This window comes from Xanthobacter sp. (assembly GCF_041911315.1).
Lineage (GTDB): Bacteria > Pseudomonadota > Alphaproteobacteria > Rhizobiales > Xanthobacteraceae > Xanthobacter > Xanthobacter aminoxidans.
The window spans coordinates 1-17055 of sequence record NZ_JAYRPE010000012.1 but is presented as its reverse complement, the minus strand read 5'-3'; the positions used below and the strand labels follow the sequence as shown (position 1 = coordinate 17055).

12 protein-coding genes and 2 pseudogenes are annotated in these 17055 nt (G+C 64.0%); 12 read left to right on the top strand and 2 right to left on the bottom strand.

The annotated features are described in order from the left end of the window. Positions 1-223: 223 nt before the first annotated feature. The 5 genes from ACE3QW_RS04910 (at position 224) to ACE3QW_RS04890 (ending at position 7063) form a co-directional block, all read left to right on the top strand. Positions 224-1105 (top strand): phosphate/phosphite/phosphonate ABC transporter substrate-binding protein, encoded by an 882-nt coding sequence (locus tag ACE3QW_RS04910; RefSeq protein WP_082772847.1) that lies wholly within the window; start codon positions 224-226, stop codon positions 1103-1105. A gap of 96 nt (positions 1106-1201) precedes the next feature. Continuing rightward, entirely contained in the window at positions 1202-2083 is an 882-nt protein-coding gene (gene phnE / locus ACE3QW_RS04905) for a phosphonate ABC transporter, permease protein PhnE (protein ID WP_063112043.1), read from the top strand. 21 nt (positions 2084-2104) lie between these two features. Next, positions 2105-2908: a phosphonate ABC transporter ATP-binding protein gene (phnC, locus tag ACE3QW_RS04900; RefSeq protein ID WP_082772846.1), complete on the top strand. Its 804-nt coding sequence runs from the start codon at positions 2105-2107 to the stop codon at positions 2906-2908. Beyond that, positions 2892-4385, top strand: a complete 1494-nt coding sequence (locus ACE3QW_RS04895) for an NADH-ubiquinone oxidoreductase-F iron-sulfur binding region domain-containing protein (protein ID WP_063112044.1) — start codon at positions 2892-2894, stop codon at positions 4383-4385. Before phnC ends, ACE3QW_RS04895 begins: the two co-directional genes overlap by 17 nt. Next, positions 4382-7063: a molybdopterin-dependent oxidoreductase gene (locus ACE3QW_RS04890; RefSeq protein ID WP_063112045.1), complete on the top strand. Its 2682-nt coding sequence runs from the start codon at positions 4382-4384 to the stop codon at positions 7061-7063. The genes ACE3QW_RS04895 and ACE3QW_RS04890 overlap by 4 nt, the downstream gene beginning before the upstream one ends. A 135-nt stretch (positions 7064-7198) precedes the next feature. Here the strand turns inward: ACE3QW_RS04890 and ACE3QW_RS04885 are convergent, their stop codons facing one another. Together ACE3QW_RS04885 and ACE3QW_RS04880 are read right to left on the bottom strand one after the other, a co-directional pair. Beyond that, positions 7199-7873: an IS5 family transposase gene (locus tag ACE3QW_RS04885; protein WP_371745139.1), complete on the bottom strand. Its 675-nt coding sequence runs from the start codon at positions 7871-7873 to the stop codon at positions 7199-7201. Next, a pseudogene (locus tag ACE3QW_RS04880) lies at positions 7855-8055 on the bottom strand (transposase); the annotation flags it as partial. The pseudogene ACE3QW_RS04880 and the gene ACE3QW_RS04885, both read right to left, overlap by 19 nt. Positions 8056-8893: 838 nt before the next feature. Here ACE3QW_RS04880 and ACE3QW_RS04875 point away from each other — a divergent pair. From ACE3QW_RS04875 to ACE3QW_RS04845, 7 genes and pseudogenes are all read left to right on the top strand, one after another. After that, a protein-coding gene (locus ACE3QW_RS04875) for an IS5 family transposase (RefSeq protein ID WP_133866454.1) occupies positions 8894-9651 on the top strand; the annotation gives its coding sequence in 2 pieces (ribosomal slippage) (positions 8894-9230 and positions 9230-9651; 759 coding nt in all). 129 nt (positions 9652-9780) lie between these two features. Next, on the top strand, positions 9781-13065 hold the full coding sequence (locus ACE3QW_RS04870; protein WP_082772844.1) for a S8 family serine peptidase: 3285 nt from the start codon (positions 9781-9783) through the stop codon (positions 13063-13065). Next, the gene (locus ACE3QW_RS04865) at positions 13016-13549 is read left to right on the top strand and encodes an autotransporter outer membrane beta-barrel domain-containing protein (protein WP_063112050.1); all 534 of its coding nucleotides are present in this window, start codon (positions 13016-13018) and stop codon (positions 13547-13549) included. The genes ACE3QW_RS04870 and ACE3QW_RS04865 overlap by 50 nt, the downstream gene beginning before the upstream one ends. 223 nt (positions 13550-13772) lie before the next feature. Further along, positions 13773-14105: pseudogene (locus tag ACE3QW_RS04860) on the top strand (IS110 family transposase); the annotation flags it as partial. A 335-nt stretch (positions 14106-14440) separates the two neighbouring features. Beyond that, complete coding sequence (locus ACE3QW_RS04855; protein WP_374250683.1) at positions 14441-14716, top strand: DUF6538 domain-containing protein; 276 nt, start codon at positions 14441-14443, stop codon at positions 14714-14716. Beyond that, positions 14709-16172 carry a site-specific integrase gene (locus ACE3QW_RS04850; RefSeq protein WP_374250682.1) on the top strand — a complete coding sequence of 488 codons (1464 nt, stop codon included), beginning with the start codon at positions 14709-14711 and terminating at the stop codon, positions 16170-16172. The genes ACE3QW_RS04855 and ACE3QW_RS04850 overlap by 8 nt, the downstream gene beginning before the upstream one ends. 2 nt (positions 16173-16174) lie before the next feature. Further along, a complete protein-coding gene (locus ACE3QW_RS04845; protein WP_374250681.1) occupies positions 16175-16924 on the top strand; it encodes a hypothetical protein in 750 nt (249 codons plus the stop codon). The last annotated feature ends 131 nt before the right edge of the window (positions 16925-17055 follow it).

Below are 17055 nucleotides of genomic sequence, written 5' to 3'. Positions count from 1 at the left end.
CGTTGGTGAGCTCATTCATATTGTGTCGGAAACATATGGATAAAATCGCATCCGCGCGCCCTCTTCGCCGCCAGCGTCATCAAAATGAAATGCAATTGTTGTCTATTTTTCATTGAGATATGTAATCTATCTGCCGCCAAGAAGGCGCCCACGGAGTTGCATCGTGCGGCAGCCCCGCCGGCGGGCCGTCTCGGCGCGCACGCCATAAACCCATGAGGTCGACATGATCACGCGTCGTCGCTTCGGGGCGCTTGCCGCCTCCGCGCTCTCGCTTCCCCTCGTTTCCGGTGCCGCGCACGGCCAGCAGATGCGCGACGGCAAGCTCCACCTGCGCTTCGCCATCGCCCCCCTGCGGCCAACTCCCGCCATCACCATCAAGGAATTTGAACCGGTGTTCCGCTATCTGGCGGGCGAACTCGGCGCCACCTACGAGTTGGTCAGCCCGGAGAGCTGGGCTGCCATCTCGGTGGCCATGAGCAACGGCCACGTGGATGTGGGCTGGCTCGGCCCGTGGGGCTACGTGCTGGCCAACCAGCACGCCGGCACCGAGGTGATCGCCACCGCCAAGTATCGCGGCAAGCCGTTCTACCACGCCATCATCGAGGGGCGGCCGGATCTCCCCATCAAGGAGTTTCCAAAGGATGCCAGGGGCATGAAGCTGTCCCTAAGCGACCAGGGCAACACCTCCGGCTGGCTCATCCCCTACGCCTTCCTGGTGAAGAGCGGCATCGATCCGCGCGACTTCTTCCAACTGCGCGAGGGGGCCACCTTCGGCAACAACGTGTCCATGATCCAGCAGGGCCTCATCGACCTCGGTTCCGACATGGACCGCGGCCGCAACGGCATGATCGAGGCCGGCGAGATGGATCCGGCCAAGGTGGTCGTCTACTGGACCTCCCAGGAACTGCCCAATGACGCAATCTGTGTGCCCAAGGGCTTCGACCCGGCGTTGAAGACGAAGATCCGCGACATTCTCGTCTCCCTCCCGGAGGACAAGGCGCAGGCGCTCATGGGCAGCGGCTACAACGGCTTCGTGCCAGCCACCCATGCCGATTACGGCATCATAGAGGAAGCCGGCCGCGTCACCGGCAAGCTGAAGTCCTGATCCGCGCGGGCCGGTGCCTTCGGGCACCGGCCACGTCGCGCCCGGCATGAAGCCGGGCGTCCGTTTCATAGCGCGCCGAGCCAGGGGAGACCGTCCATGACCATCGCAAGCTTCGAGGAGACACGCTACGTCGAGCCGGCCCGGTCGCTACTAACGTGGCACAATCTGCGGCGGGGGCTCGTCTTCCTCGCCGTGACCCTGTTCCTCGGGATGTGCTTCGCGGCGGCGAAGGTGGACCTGGCGAAGCTCGTGGACGGGCTGCCGAAGATCGCCTCCTGGTTCCAGCAGATGTTTCCGCCGGACGTACGGGATATCGACCGGGTGCTGCGCGACGCATTCCAGACCCTCGCCATGGCCACGGTGGGCACCATCGGCGCCCTTCTCGTGTGCATCCCACTGGTGCCGCTTGCCGCGCGCAACACCACGCCGAATCTTCTGGTCTATCGTTTGGTGCGGGCGGTGTTCGGGGTGCTGCGCGGCACCGAGATCCTGGTATTCGCCCTCATCTTCGTGGCGGCGGTGGGGTTCGGCCCTTTCACTGGCGTGCTGGCCGTCATGTTCAACATGGTGGGCGCCCTCGGCAAGCTGCTCACTGAGGTGATCGAGCCGGCCGATCGCGGCCCGGTGGAGGCGTTGGAGCTCACCGGTGCCGGCCCGGTGCGCGCGTTCCGCTACGCCCTCCTGCCGGACGTGTGGCCGAACATCGTCGCCGTCACCCTCTACATCTGGGAGTTCAACGTGCGCGCCTCCACGGTGCTGGGCATCGTCGGTGCCGGCGGCATCGGCCAGACGCTGAAGGACTCCATCGACCTGCTCGACTTTCCTAAGTTGGCCACCGTGCTGGGCGTCATCCTCGCCATGGTGATCGCCATCGACACCCTGAGCGCCCACTTGCGCCGTCTCGTGCTGAGCCCCGAGACCGCCGCCACCCGCGCCGGCACGCCGACGCGCCTTTTCGAAGGCGAAAGCCGCGCCTGAGCGGCCCATGGGAGTTGACCGATGAAGAGCATCGCCCCTGCGCATCTGCCGCACGACCGTTCCCTGGGCGAGGAGGAGGGTGCCGCAATCGTCGTGCGCGACCTGAGCAAGGCGTTCGACGGTCGCGTGGTGCTGGATCGCGTCTCCTGCACCGTGCCTGCCGGCCAGTTCGTGGTGCTGCTCGGCCCCTCCGGGTGCGGCAAGTCCACCCTGTTCCGCTGCCTGACCCGCCTGGTGGAGCCGGATGCCGGAAGCGTCACCATCCGCGGCACCGAGGTGACTGCCCTGAAGCCCGCTGCCCTTGAGGCGCTGCGCCGGGAGGTGGGGTTCGTGTTTCAGCAGTTCAATCTGGTAAAGCGCTTCAGCGCCATCGACAACGTGCTGGCGGCCCGGCTCGCGACGACGCCCCTGTGGCGGGTGCTGCTGCGCCGCTTCCGCGCGCGGGACCGGCAATTGGCGCTCGCCTGCCTCGACAGCGTGGGCCTCATGGACCAAGCCTATCAGCGCGCGGAGCGTCTTTCCGGCGGGCAGCAGCAGCGGGTCGCCATCGCCCGCGCCTTCGCCCAGCAGGCGGAACTGATCCTCGCCGACGAGCCCATATCCAGCCTCGATCCGGAATCCTCCGAGAACGTGCTGCAGATCCTGCAGCGGGCGGCGCGGGAGCGCGGCTTCTCGGTGTTGTGCAGCCTGCATCAGGTGGATCTCGCCGTGCGCTACGCCGACCGCATCATCGCCCTGCGCCAGGGGCGCCTGTTCTTCGACGGCCCGGCGGCCGCCTTCACCCCCGGCCTGCGGGAGGACCTGTATCGTGCCGCCCGTTCCTGAGACCGCGACGCCCGCTGACACCGCAGAATGGGCCGCGATCGCCACCGTGCTTGCCCGCGGCGATGATCGCGGCCGGCTTCTGGAAATCCTGCTGGAGGTCCGCGACGCCAAGGGCGGGATCGGCATCTCTCAGGCCGGGCTTCTGGCGCTGGCCGAGCGCCTGCGCCTGTTCCCCTCCGAGGCATACGAGGTGGCCACCGCATTTCCGGCGGTGAACTACGCCGCCACCACGCCCTATGCCGCCGACGGCTGCGGCGATCTGGTGTGCGGCCTGCTGCACGGCGCGCTCGGCGCCGGAGTGTGCCGCAACCGTTGTGACGGGCCCCGCCCCGAACCCGTTCCGCGCTCCTTCGCGGCCTACCGGGCGGCAGGGGGCTACGGGCAGCTCGGCCGCATCATGGCCGATCCCGGCGCGGCGGCGCAGATGTTGGAGCGGCTGTCGGTGCACCAGGCGGTGGGGCGGGCGGGCGTCGGCTTCCCGGTGGCGGAGAAGTGGCGGCAGGTGATCGCTGCCGGCGGCACGCCGGTGGTCATCGTGAACGGCGACGAGGGCGAGCTTGCCATCTTCAAGGACCGCTTCATCCTGGAGAACGACCCGCACGGCGTGATCGAGGCGGCCCTGGTGGCCGCGCGGGTGATAGGCGCGGACCAGGTGTTCCTCTACGTGCGCGACGACTACGTCCCCATCCACGCCATCCTGCGTCAAGCGCTGATGGAGGTGGCGGGGGCCGGCCTCGCGGAGGGCCTCGCCCTGGAGCTGCGGCGCAGCGGTGGTGCTTTCATCTGCGGCGAGGAAACGGCGCTCATCGCGAGCCTCGAGGGACGCCCGGCCCGCCCTGTCGAGCGCCCGCCCTTTCCCACCGCCTGCGGCTATCTCGGCCGGCCCACCTTGCTGCACAACGTGGAGACCTTCTATCGCGTCACTGCAGCGTGGGGCGGCACGCTGGGCTCGCCTGCCTCGGCCCTCCTGGATCCCGAGGTTCGGCTGTTCAGCGTCTCGGGCCGGGTGTGCGCACCGGGGCCGAAGCCGATGCGCGGTCTGTTGCGCCTCGCCGACCTGGTGGAGATCGCCGGTGGAATGCAGGACGGCCATGCCCTCGGCGGCATGGTGATCGGCGGATCGGCGGGGGCGCTGGTGAGCGCCGCAGACTGCTACAGGCCGCTTGCCGATCTGCTGGACGAAGGGCTGCGCCTCGGCACGGGCGGGGCGATCGTGTTCGGCGCGACAGACGAGCCGCGCGCCATTGCCGCCCGCATGGCGGCCTATCTGGCACGGGAGAGCTGTGGCCAGTGTGGGCCCTGCCGCATCGGCACCGCGCACGCCTCGCGCGCCCTGGCTGCGCCGGGCCCGCTGGATCAGCATCTTCTCGAAGACCTCGCAGCGGTCATGGGCGAAGCCTCCCTGTGCGCGCTCGGGCGCAATGCGGGCCGCTTCCTCGGGCGGCTGTCCATCCCCGGCCGCGGTGTTAGCGCATGAGCCTCATCAACTTCACCATCGACGGCCAGCCCGTTGCCGCGCAGGACGGGCAGAGCCTGCTGCAGGCGGCCACCGCCGCCGGACTCGACCTACCTCACCTGTGCGCTTCTACGCGCGATGGCTTCGCGCCCATGGGCAGCTGTCGCACCTGCCTGGTGGAGGTGGAGGGCGAAGCCGAGTTGGTTCCTGCCTGCCGCCACAGGGTCCGGACCGGACTCGCCGTGCGCACCGACACGCCGCGCGCCGCGCGGGTGCGGCGGCTCGCGGTCAGCCTGCTCGCCTCCGAGATGAGCGCCGCGGCGAAGGCGCGCCACCCCGACACGCCGTTCCTCGATCTCGTCGCGCGCACCGGAGCCGATCCCGATCGCTTCGGCCACCGGGCGGCAGGCCGTCCCGCGGATGCCAGCCACCCCGCCATTGTCCTCGACCCGGAGGCGTGCATCCGCTGCGGCAAGTGCCGGGCGGGATGCCGTGACGTGCAGGTGAATGGGGTCATCGCCCTCGCCGGGCGAGGCGACGGCATCCACGTGACATTCGATGCCGGGATGGCCATGGGGGAGAGCAACTGCGCCTCCTGCGGGGAATGCGCCCAGCTCTGCCCCACCGGCGCGCTGGCGCCCAAGGCGCTGGAGCGGGCCGGTGGACGGACCGCGGTGACGGCCAAGGGCGAAACGGTCTGCCCCTTCTGCAGCGTCGGCTGCCGGGTCACCCTGCATATGGTCGACGACGAGGTGGCGTGGGCGGAAGGTGCCGACGGCCCGGCGAACCGCGGTCGGTTGTGTGTCAAGGGCCGCTTCGGCTTTTCCTACCTGAGGCATCCGGATCGCCTCACCGTGCCCCTGGTGCGCCGGGCGGATGCGCCCAAGGATCCGGCCCTCGCCCTGCGCGGCGCCGCGGTGCTGGACCTGTTCCGTCCCGTTGACTGGGACGAGGCGCTGGACACCGCCGCTCGTGGCTTCGCCCGGTTGCGCGCGGCGCACGGCCCCGGATCTCTGGCGGTGCTAGGGTCGGCAAAGGGTTCGAACGAAGATGCCTATCTCCTGCAGAAACTCGCACGCATGGGCTTGGGCACCCCCCATGTTGACCACTGCACACGCTTGTGCGCCTCGGTGCCGCCGCTGGCGGAGGCCACCGGCTTCGCCGCCGTGACCGCCCCCATCGAGGAGATCGCCTGCGCCGAGGTGGTGCTGATGGTGGGCAGCAACCCGGACAGCAACCATCCGGTGGCCGCCTCCTTCATGAAGAATGCCTTTCGGCGTGGGACGAAGCTCATCCTGGTGGATCCCGGCATTCAGGCCCTGTCGCGGTTCGCCACCCATCACCTCAGGACGGCCCCGGGGACGGATGTGGCCCTGCTCTCCGCCATGACGCGCGTGGTGATTGAGGAGGGGCTCCACGACCGGGATTTCGTCTCTGGGCGGCTGGAGGGCTTCGAGGCGCTGCGCGCGCGGGTCGCACCTTTCACGCCGGAGATGGCGGCCGGCCTCACGGGCGTTCCGGCGCAGGACATCGTGGCCGCCGCCCGCCTGTTCGCCGGGACGCGCGCGGCCATGACCTTCTGGGGCATGGGTGCCTCGCAGCACGCCTTCGGCGCGGACAACATCCGGGCCGTCATCGCCCTCGCTCTCGTGTGCGGGCAGGTGGGTCGTCCCGGCGCGGGCCTCCATCCCCTGCGCGGGCAGAACAACGTGCAGGGCTCCTGCGACGCCGGCCTGTTGCCCAACTATCTCCCCGGCTACCGGCCGCTTGCGCAGGCAGGTCACACGGTGGTGGAAATGTTCGATGCGGCCCGTCGAGGGGCGGTGCGCGGGCTCTATGTGGTGGGTGGCAACCCGGCCATGGCCAACCCGGACCTCGCCGTCACCCGCGCCGGGCTGGCCTGCCTGGAGCATCTGGTGGTGCAGGATATCTTCCCCACCGAGACCGCGGCCTTCGCCGATGTGATCCTGCCCGCAGCGGCGCTGGCGGAGCGGGCGGGTACCGTGACCAATACCGACCGACTGGTGCAACGCATCGCACCGGCGCTGCCCCTGCCCGGCGGCGCGCGACCGGACTGGCGCATCATTCGCGACATCGGCGCGCGCCTCGGCCTATCGTGGGCAAATCTGACTGTGGAGAGCCTGTTCGAGGACATGGCGCAGGAACTGCCCACCCTTGCCGGCTTCAGCTGGCGGATGATGGTCCAAGACGACCATGCGCGCTACCCCTTGCGCCCAGCCGGCGCCGGCGAGAGCCTGTTCGGCGATGATTTTCCCCGCGGGGCCAAGGCCGCCATCGTGCCTCTCGACGCGAGTGGTGCGGACGAGATGACGGACGCCGACTATCCCTTCATCCTGATGACCGGCCGCCTGCGCGAACACTGGCACACGGGCACCATGACCCGCCGCTCGCCGGTGCTGGAGGCCCTGAGCCCGGAGCCGCAGGCCCACATGCATCCTGACGACCTCGCCCGGCTGGGCGTGACCGTCGGAGGGGAAGTGGAGGTACGCACGCGCCGCGGGATGGTGCATCTCGCCGCTATGCCCGATCGGGCGGTGCGGCCGGGCGTCGTGTGGATGGCCATGTCCTTCTTCGAGGCGGCTGCGAACGAACTGACGGTGAACCGACTGGATCCCACCACCCGCGTGCCGGACTTCAAGTTCTGCGCGGCGGCGGTGGAGAAAAAAACATATACCTGACCACGATAGACTATAAGTTCCACGACACACTGCCGATCGCTGCCATATTAATGGCCAGATCTTCATATAATAATACTATATCTTATCGTTTATAATTGGCACCGAATTGGAAATTAATTGACCATCTTGCGCAATTCATGTGTAATCGGTTTGTGGAGTGCCACTGCGCCATATTAGGTTGTGTGGACGGATTTTGATGAGGATGAGGATGAGGATGAGGATGAGGATGAGGATGAGGATGAGGATGAGGATGAAGCTGAAGGCGAGAGCGACGATGGCGGCGAAGCCGCATTCGGTCTTCTCGCAGCGCAGGGCGACGCGCTTGAAGCGCTTGAGCTTTCCGAAGCACTGCTCGATGCGGGCGCGCCCCCTGTAAAGCGCCTTCGGGAAGAAGGCTGGGCGCTCCTTCGCGTTGGATTTGAAAGGGATGGCGGACGCGATGCCGCGCGCCCGGGCGATGGCCCGGTTGGCCTTGGCGTCATAGCCCTTGTCGGCGAGCGCCGCGCGCGGCGTGACATCGGGACCCAGATCCAGCAGCAGCTTGAAGAGCGGACTGTCGCCGGCTTCCCCGCCGGTCAGGTGGAAGGCGATCGGCAGGCCGTCGAAGTCGCTCTTGAGGTGGATCTTGGTGGAGAAGCCGCCGCGCGAACGGCCGAGGGCTTGGCCGTCCTGCCCCCTTTTGCTCCGGCGGCGGAGACGTGGGCGCGCACCACGGTGGAATCGAACATCTGGACCAGATGGGCCGTGCGGCTCAGCGAGGCCAGGGTTTCGAAGTAAAGCTCGAACACGCCGGCCTGACGTAGCCGCCAGAACCGTTTCCAGACGCTATTCCACGCGCCGAACTCGGCAGGCAGTGCCCGCCAGGTGATGTTGTGCACAGTGAAATAGTGCATGGCTTCGAGGAACTTGCGATCGTCGCGACCCTTGTCGCCGCGCCGTGAACGGCAGGCGCGGAACACCTCCAGCGCCAGCGCCCAATCCTCGTCCGTCATCCGCGTCAGCATGGTCGATCTCGCCAAAAGCCGACCCGCTATGAATCACCGAAAGGGGCAGAAGGGAATCCCCTCTGCCTAAACCCACCGCAATCCGTCCACACGGCCTAGCGTGAGGTGTCGAGGCCTTACACCAATTGATTATAATATCGATCCGACCGCAACCCAATATATCCAGAGATAGTTTCTGAAAGTTGCTTAAATTTTCTGGACAAGCAGATTTTATGAACCGTAACCTAGACTAATTAGGTGACGAATTTTTCCATTGCCGCCATGCTCGATGGCTCTCCGAGCCAATGAGTGACAAAGGGATAGAGATACAATGCCTGACATGCTGGGCTGCGCTCGCTCTCCACCAGCGGCGAGCGACAGGCGATGCCATGTTACCGGCAGCCGCCGACCAGGGCTTTCACATCCCTGGCACCAGCACTCAAACTGAGCGATAGCTCAACAAAAAAGCACCCAAGAGAGCGATTGGCTGCACGTGTGCGCATCAAGATTCCTGCGCGACTGATGTGCCATGTCTGGCGCCGAAGGCAATCGTCGCGTCCCCTTTCTGCCATCATAGACCCTCCCACGCCCAAGTCGCGGGTGACCGGCAAGCTGACCTGAATTTCGAGCATTCGGTCCACTCCGTCACGGATGGCCGATCCTGTTTCCTATCAAGCGGTGAGTGGAATGCGCGTGAAAAGGCTTGTTCGATCAATCCCAACGGATCGCAGGGGCCGGCGGACATCTATCGCCTCGCTGCTGCGGCACACCGGCCTAGGGCTCGGACCCATAAAATAATTGGCCTTCGCAGCATGTTGTGATTCATCAGTCCGTGGAGGATCTGATGATGAGCGGAGACCGTTTCTGGCTCACGGATGCGCAGTTTGCGCGGCTTGAGCCGTATCTGCCCAGGGACACGCGCGGCAAGCCGCGTGTCGATGACCGGCGGGTGATCAGCGGCATCGTGCATGTCCTGAAATCGGGCGGCCGATGGATCGACGCGCCGCCCGAATATGGGCCGCGCAAGACGCTCTACAACCGCTTTGTCCGATGGGCTGCCAAGGGGATCTGGACAGACCTCTTCCATGCTCTCGCCAGCGCAGGAGGTCCTCCCGCCCAGGTGCTGATCGACAGTTCTGCGGTCAAAGCTCATCGCTCCGCTTCTGGTGGAAAAGGGGGGAGAGCAGTCAGGCGATCGGCCGCTCGCGGGGCGGGCGCACGACCAAAATCCATGCGCTGACAGACCGCCACTGCCGACCGGTCGCATTCCTGCTGACCGGCGGACAGGTCGCAGATTGCACCGCTGGAGCGGTTCTGCTGCGCCAGATGTCCAGTGCCCGCATCCTCCATGGTGACAAGGGCTACGATAGCGATGCGATCCGCCGACAGGTCGAGGGCATGGGCGCCATGCCGAACATTCCGCCCCGCTCCAACAGGCTCTGGAAGAACTGCTTCTCTCCCGTGCTCTACCGCGACCGAAACGCCATCGAGCGCATGTTCTGCCGCCTGAAAGACTTCCGGCGCATCGCCACACGATATGACCGCCTCGCCATCAACTTCCTTGCAGCAGTCAGCATCGCGGCAACCGTCAGCTACTGGTTATGAGTCTGGACCCTAGGGCTGGCCGCGCTCGGCGCGTCGGTGTCGCATAACGCCTTGGCGCAGAGTCTGTCCACCGCCGATCCCGCGAGTTGGCGCACGCCGGAATACAAGGCCGATTGGGGCTTGGAAGCCATGCACGCCGCCAACGCCTATGCGGCGGGCTACACCGGCCTGGGTGTGACGGTGGGTGTTGTTGATTCAGGTGTCTATAGTGCCCACCCGGAATTCGCCGATGGCCGCGTCAAGCCGCTCACCATCACCGGGACCTTCGGATCGGACGGCTTCTATTTTATGGACGGGTCCGGAAAGCCGCAGAATCAGTCGCCACAACCAAGCTTCTTCAAGGCGGGTGATTCTTATACCGCTCCGGGAACGTACAGCCCCATCTACAACGATCCACACGGGACACACGTCACAGGGACGATCGGGGCCTCCCGAGACGGCGTCGGCATGCAAGGCGTGGCGTTCAATGCCAATGTCTACGTCACCAACACACAAACGAACGACTCGGCACGATACGGAACGAACGTTGATTATGCCTACTTCAAAAACGCTTATGGTAGCCTAGCGGCGGCCGGCGCACGTGTGATTAATTCCTCTTGGGGCAGCCCGCCTACTGGAGACAATTACAACACCATCCAAGGCTTACGCACAGCTTATTCTAAATTTTCTGGCAAGCTCAGCTACGTCGACGCGCTTTCCGAGACCACAAAACAATACAATATTATTCAGGTATTTGCGGCGGGAAACACCGGATACAGCAACCCAAACGTTAGATCTTCGCTACCTTATTTCAGACCGGATCTTGAGAGCAATTGGCTTGCCGTAGGCGCAGCTGCTAAGGGGGGCAATGGCGGCCTAAATCCCGGAGATCTTGTCCTCGCGAGCTATTCAAATCGAGCCGGCGTCGCCAAATATTGGTACGTTGTCGCACCAGGCAGCGCTATCAACAGTACGGTTCCTACCTATGCGCCAGGCGCTCGATGGAATCTCGGTGAATGGGCTATCAATCCAAACAAGCAGACCGGCTACACAACAGTGAACGGCACCTCCATGGCCGCGCCCCATGCCACTGGCGCGCTGGCCCTGATCATGGAGCGATTTCCCTATATGACCAACCAGCAGGCCCGCGATGTCCTGCTCACCACGGCCTATCACCGCAACGTGGTCGCCGGCGTGGCGGATGCCAATCCCAATGCTCCCAACGCCGTCTGGGGTTGGGGCGTGATCGATCTCAATAAGGCCATGAATGGCCCAGGGCAATTTCTTGGCTCAGTCGCCGCGAACCTCCCGGCCGGCACCCGCGATACCTGGTCCAACAACATCTCCGAGGACGCCCTCATCCAGCGCAAGCAGGAGAATGACGCAGCGGCGGCCGCATGGGCAGCCCGCAAGGCCGCCCATGATCCGACACTCACCCCCGAGTGGCAGACCGAGATTCAGGTGGAGACCACGCGCGTCGCGGCTTTCGCCGATGTCCCTACCCGCGGCAGCCTGATTAAGGCCGGAGACGGCATTCTCACGCTCACCGGAACCAATAGCTATTCCGGCGGCACCACATTCGCTGGGGGTATTCTGTCGGTGGCCCGTGACGCCAACCTCGGCGCGGCGGCGGGGGGCCTTACCTTTGACGGCGGCATCCTCCAGGTCACCGGCACCAGCTTCACCACCACCGGCCGGGCCATCACCTGGGGCAACGGCGGCGGCGGCTTCGATATTGCCAGCCTGGACAATACCTTCACCCTGAACCAGTCCCTTTCCGGCACCGGCGGCCTCGCCAAGCTCGGGGCAGGAACCCTGGTTTTCACCGCCACCCACAGCTTCACCGGCCAGGCGACCCTCGCCGGCGGCGGCCTCCAGCTTACCGAAACCGCGAGCCTCATCGCCCCGGTCGTCACCTTGGCAGGAACCACCCTCACCAACGCAGGAACCCTGGCCGGCGGCGTCACCAATGCCGGCACCCTGATCACCACCGGCACCATTGCCGGCGGGCTCAGCAATACCGGCTTTGTCCAGGCCGCCGGCGTGCTCGCCGGAACGGTGAGCAATGCCTCCGGCGCAGCCGTCGCCCTCACCGGCAGCACCACAGGCATCACCCGCCTAAGCAATAACGGCGCCATCGATCTCGGCGGCACCGCCCTGACGGTCGGATCGCTCACCGGCACCACAGCCACCGCCGTTATTGGCAATGGCCAGCTCACGGTAGGCACAGACGGCAGCTCCGCCAGCTATGCCGGACAGATCGTCGATGGCGCCAGCCGCACCAGCCTCACCAAGGCCGGTGCCGGCACCCTCACCCTCACCGGCAACAACTCCTATACCGGCCTCACCACCGTCACCGGCGGCCTGCTGTCGGTGAACGGCGCCTTCTCCTCGACGCTGGCCATCGGCACCTCGGGCACCCTGCGCGGCTCCGGCACCCTCTCCGGCCCGCTGGTGGTGGCCGGGCGGCTGGCGCCGGGCAACTCGCCCGGCACCCTCACCGTCAACGGGCCGGTGACGCTCGCCAGCACCTCCACCTTCCAGACCGACATCGACGGCACCGGCACCGGAACCGGCGCGGGCAATTATTCCCGCCTCGTCACCACCGGCACCAACGGCACAGTCACCGTGGCCGGAACCCTGGCGCCCACCCTGCGCGGCATCACCGGCAGCGCAACCAACAGCTACACCCCGCCGCTGGGCACCAGCTTCACGGTGATCCAGAGCAGCGCCGGCCTCTCCGGCTCCTTCGCCGGCCTGGCCCAGCCGGCGAGCGGCCTGCCCGCCTCCACCCGCTTCGATGCCCTCTACGGCCCCACCAGCCTGGCGCTGGTGGTCACCCCGCTGTGGTACGGCAACCTGGCGGCCAACGGCCTGGCCACCACCGCCAATGCCAGCGCGCTCGGCAGCGCGGTGGACAGCATTCGCCCGGTGGCCGGCATTGCTCTGACCGGAGCCAATGCCGGGCTGTTCAACAGCCTCTACAGCCTGGCCCCGACGGCATTGGCCGCCGCCCTCAGCCAGATGACCGGCGAGGTCTATGCCTCCACCGCCGCCCAGACCTTCGATGACGCCCGCCAGGTGCGCGCCGCCATCAACGAGCGCCTGGACGACGCCACCGGGCCCAAGCCCGACAAGGCCACCGCCAAGCTCTCGTCGAGCCTGAACGTCGCCGTGTGGGCCACCGGCTACGGCGGCTGGGGCAATGCCTCCGGCGACGGCCTCGCCTCCCTGGGCTGGACCCAGAGCGGCTTCATCGCCGGTGCCGACGTCAAGGTGTTCGACACCACCCGCCTCGGCATCGCCGCCGGCTTCGGCCAGTCCGATGGCCATGTGGACAGCCTCAACTCCAAGGCCGACAACAGCCACACCGACCTGGCGCTCTATGGCGTCTCGCAACGTCGCCTTCGGCACCTTCTCCAACGGCCTGGGTAGCAGCTACAACGGCAACACCGCCCAGGTGTTCGGCGAAGTCTCGCGTCCGTTCGCTTTCGGACCGGCTCAGGTGTCGCCGTTCGCGGCGGTGGCCTATGTGAACCAGAACTTCGACGCCTTCTCCGAAACCGGCGGCGCCGCCGCACTCTCAGGCTCGGCGCAGTCCATGAGCACCACGCTTACCACCCTGGGCGCGCGGCTAAGCACCGACATGGTGGTGGGCAACGGCCTCTTCACCCCCAGCCTCAAGCTGGGCTGGCAGCATGCCTTCGGCGACGTGGACACGACGTCGGTGATGTGGCTGAACGGCTCCACCCCGTTCCTGGTCTCCGGCACGCCCATCGCCCGCGATGCGCTGGCGCTCAATGTGGGCCTCAGCTATGCCTTCAACGACGCGGTCAGCGCCGGCTTCGCCTATGACGGCGTGCTCGGCTCCGATGCGCAGAGCAACACGCTCAAGGGCAATCTGCGGGTCAATTTCTGAGCCATCCCCCAGACAAAGAGGACGGCATCCTGCATCGGATGCCGTCCTCATCACTGCCGATAACATGTATGGGTAAGTGGGTGTCCTGGCTCACCTTTTTTACGTAAGGTTACAGGGGATGTTCCGAGCCTGGAGGGCGTGAACTGATGGGGTGGATGCCCCCTCCTGCGGGCTCGTATTGTGTCCGGGCAGCGCCGTGGTGGCGCTTTCAAGGGAGGGGCACATGCCAGATGTTCATGTCCTTGCGATCGACCTGGCCAAGCGGAGTTTCCAGGTCTGCGGCACGGATCGGGGCGGGGCGGTTCTGTTCAACCGGACGGTGTCCCGCGCGAAGCTGATCCAACTGTTGAGCGCGCAGCCGCCTTGCATCGTGGCGATGGAGGCCTGCGCAACGAGCCATTATTGGGGCCGCGTCGCTCAAGGCCTTGGACGCCACGTGCGGCTGGTTCCGCCGATCTACGTGAAGCCCTTTGTGAAGCGGCAGAAGAATGATGCCGCTGACGCGGCCGCGATCGCCGAAGCCGCGCTGCGTCCGAACATGCATTGCGTCGCGGTTTGAAAAGTCATGGCTGCATGGGAAAGCACGTACCCTCGCACGCCAGCAACCGCGAACGCGAAATGCCATATCGAAAATACGAAAGTCATGTTGAATTTCGCGTCGTCCGACTTGAGGTGGTCCCCATACAATCAAAGCCACACGCTGCGCAATTCGTTCGATCTCGCGCGCAACATGGGGCGGCGAGCGATTTCATAGTGCTATAGCGAAAACGTAGTGATCATCACTATCGGACGCGGCCCGCCAGTTTCCCCTTAGGTGCCTGATTTTCCTGGCGCCAATCGGCCAGCACGTTCGCGCAGCCCGTCTTTGGTACAGCAAGACGGTACAGCACTGTGGCCAACTACAAGCTTCCCCATCTTGTGCGAGGGCGGGCCACCTACGGCTTCCGAATGGCCGTGCCGCGCCATCTCCGGCGCATTCTTGGGCGGACCGAGCTGAAAATAAGCCTCAGGACAAGCGATGCGGGAATCGCTAGGCTTCGATGCCGGAGCGTAAGCGCGCTCTGCGTGCAATTGATTGCAAGCGTCGAAGCGATGATCGAACTGCAGCCCGGATATCGAAAAGGCAGCGAGAGCCTATTTCCTCGAAGGCCTCAAGCGCGTGAATGAGCTCGTATGGGCTGCCCGCATCGGCCGTGATCTGGACAAAGAGTTTGAGGCCTCAGACTCGCTGGAGGCCGCTCAGAAGGTCAGGGGGGCGCTCGCCAATCACTCATTTGACGGTAGGGTTTGGGCCGAGGCTGTTCAGGCGTTGCAGATGGTTGGACTCCCGGTGGAAAAGCTCTCCTTGGATAGTCGGGACCAGCTCAGGGAAGCGATCGTACGCGCCCAGATCGAGCATCTCCGCATCTATGCCGCGCGGATGGGGGGAGATGAGGCGAACGCCAGCCCCGTGGACCCGCTCTTTGCTAATTTGCAGTCAACTGCACCGGCACCTGAATTGGAGGCGAGTTCTGCGCCGCCGTCCAGCGTGACAATAAGGGCCGCTTCTGAAGAATATTGCGCTCAAAAGAAGGATAAGGAGTGGGTTCACAAAACCTATCTCGACAACAGGAGAGTGCTGGATTTTTTCAACGAAGTGGTCGGCGGAGATCGCCTGGCCGCGTCGCTAACGACCAGCGATGTGAAGAATTTCCGAGAGCGTCTCACGGATCTGCCTGCCCATGCGGCTAAGCGACAAATCGTCAAAGAGACCGGCACAGATGGCCATTCTAAACAGCCCAAGGATTTCCAACGACTCAGCGCCAAAACGGTCCAAAAGTATTTCGCCTTGGCGAAATCGTTCCTGATTTGGCTTGAGAACGAAGAAATTATCGTCAAGCGTCCAGGGGCGATGGTTCAGGTTGCGAAGCCATCATTGAAGGAACAACAAGATGCGCGGCTTGCCTTCAATGCGGATCAGCTCCGCCAACTCTTTTCATCGCCTGCATATACGGGGGTGAAGTCGGCCGCTCGTCGATCTGCACCGGGGTCTGTAGTGATCCGAGATGGCCAATTCTGGATACCCCTGATTGGGCTTTTTACGGGAATGCGCCTCGGAGAAATCGTTCAACTGGAAGTGTCGGACATCGGACAACAGGGCGAGATACCCTTCATTCACGTATGGCAAGGAGCGGCGGGGCAGAAGACCCTCAAGACGGCTTCCAGCAAGCGGCAAATTCCAATTCATCGAGAACTCATTTTCTGCGGCCTGCTCGACTATGTGGAGCGCCGGCGAAAGGTCGATCCGAAAGGGCGCCTGTTCCCCGAAGTGCGTCTCGGGAACATGGGAGATCCTTCTCACGCCTTCAGCAAGCAGTTCGGGCGTTATCTTGACGCGATCGGACTGAAATCCCGCAAGCTGACATTTCATAGCCTGAGGCACACATTCAAGGATGCATTGATGGAAGCTGAAGTTCCTGAATCCATTGCGAAAGCTCTCATGGGGCATTCAGACGCCAGCGTTCATGCGATTTATGGCTCTGGCGCCACCCTTGAGCACTTGAATTCGGCCATACAGAAGGTAAAATACCCTCTGAAATTCGAGTTTTTGCGCCAAGATGCCTCTGTTAAGGCGGCGCCCTGACGATGCCGGTTTTCTGGAGCGTCGTCACATCCTCTAATAAGAAGATTGAGATCCCCAGTTCGAGGATCGCCTATGCGGTTGGATCCAAGAAGGGGGCCTTCGTTCTTAATCCGATAATTGATAATATTAGTATCACTGCTAAGATTGAGGATACCAAGATCGCTCAGAACGTCGCCGAATTGGTTGGAAAAGCCAACCAAGAAGGCGGGCTGCCTCTATATTCGTTAAAAGAGCTTGGAAAATATAAAAAGAAGGAAACAGGAAAATATAAGCACTCGGCCATTCTCGTGATCGATAAAGAGGCTGGAGCGCTTATTCAAATTGGCCTCCCAGATAAGCCCTGGGCGATACGAATTGAGTTCAATCCAGCTCATTTTTCGCAGGATGCCGTCGACAAGATGGATTCTTATTTGCGAGAGATTTCTAAAAATAAGTTCGGGCTTGGTTGGTTTGTTAAATTCGGGACCATTACGAGGGTGGATATTGCGGTCGATATACTCGGAATTAGGTTCAACGATTTGGTGGTCCAGTTGCGCGATGATCGAAAGGTCAAATTATATGTGGACAAGGAGGGCGGGCTCCAAACAGTGACAAGCCTTCTTGATAAGGGCTTCAAAAACATGGCCTACAACAAGAGGGATGAAATTCAGGAAAAGGGAAAATATTCCGAGTTCGAAGACTACCCTAGGTGCCGGGTGGAATGGCGGATTGGAAAAACTAATAAGAAGCTAATGGAGCTTGGGGTGACGTGACCCCCTTTTCTCATCCAGCCATAACGAGAGTCCTAGGTTGATTTGAGCCTTGGTGGTGGTGGGTGGCAAGAGGCGTCCGCGCGGAGCCTCCAGGCTGCGCAGCGCGGTCGCCGGACTCTCCGGATAAGGCG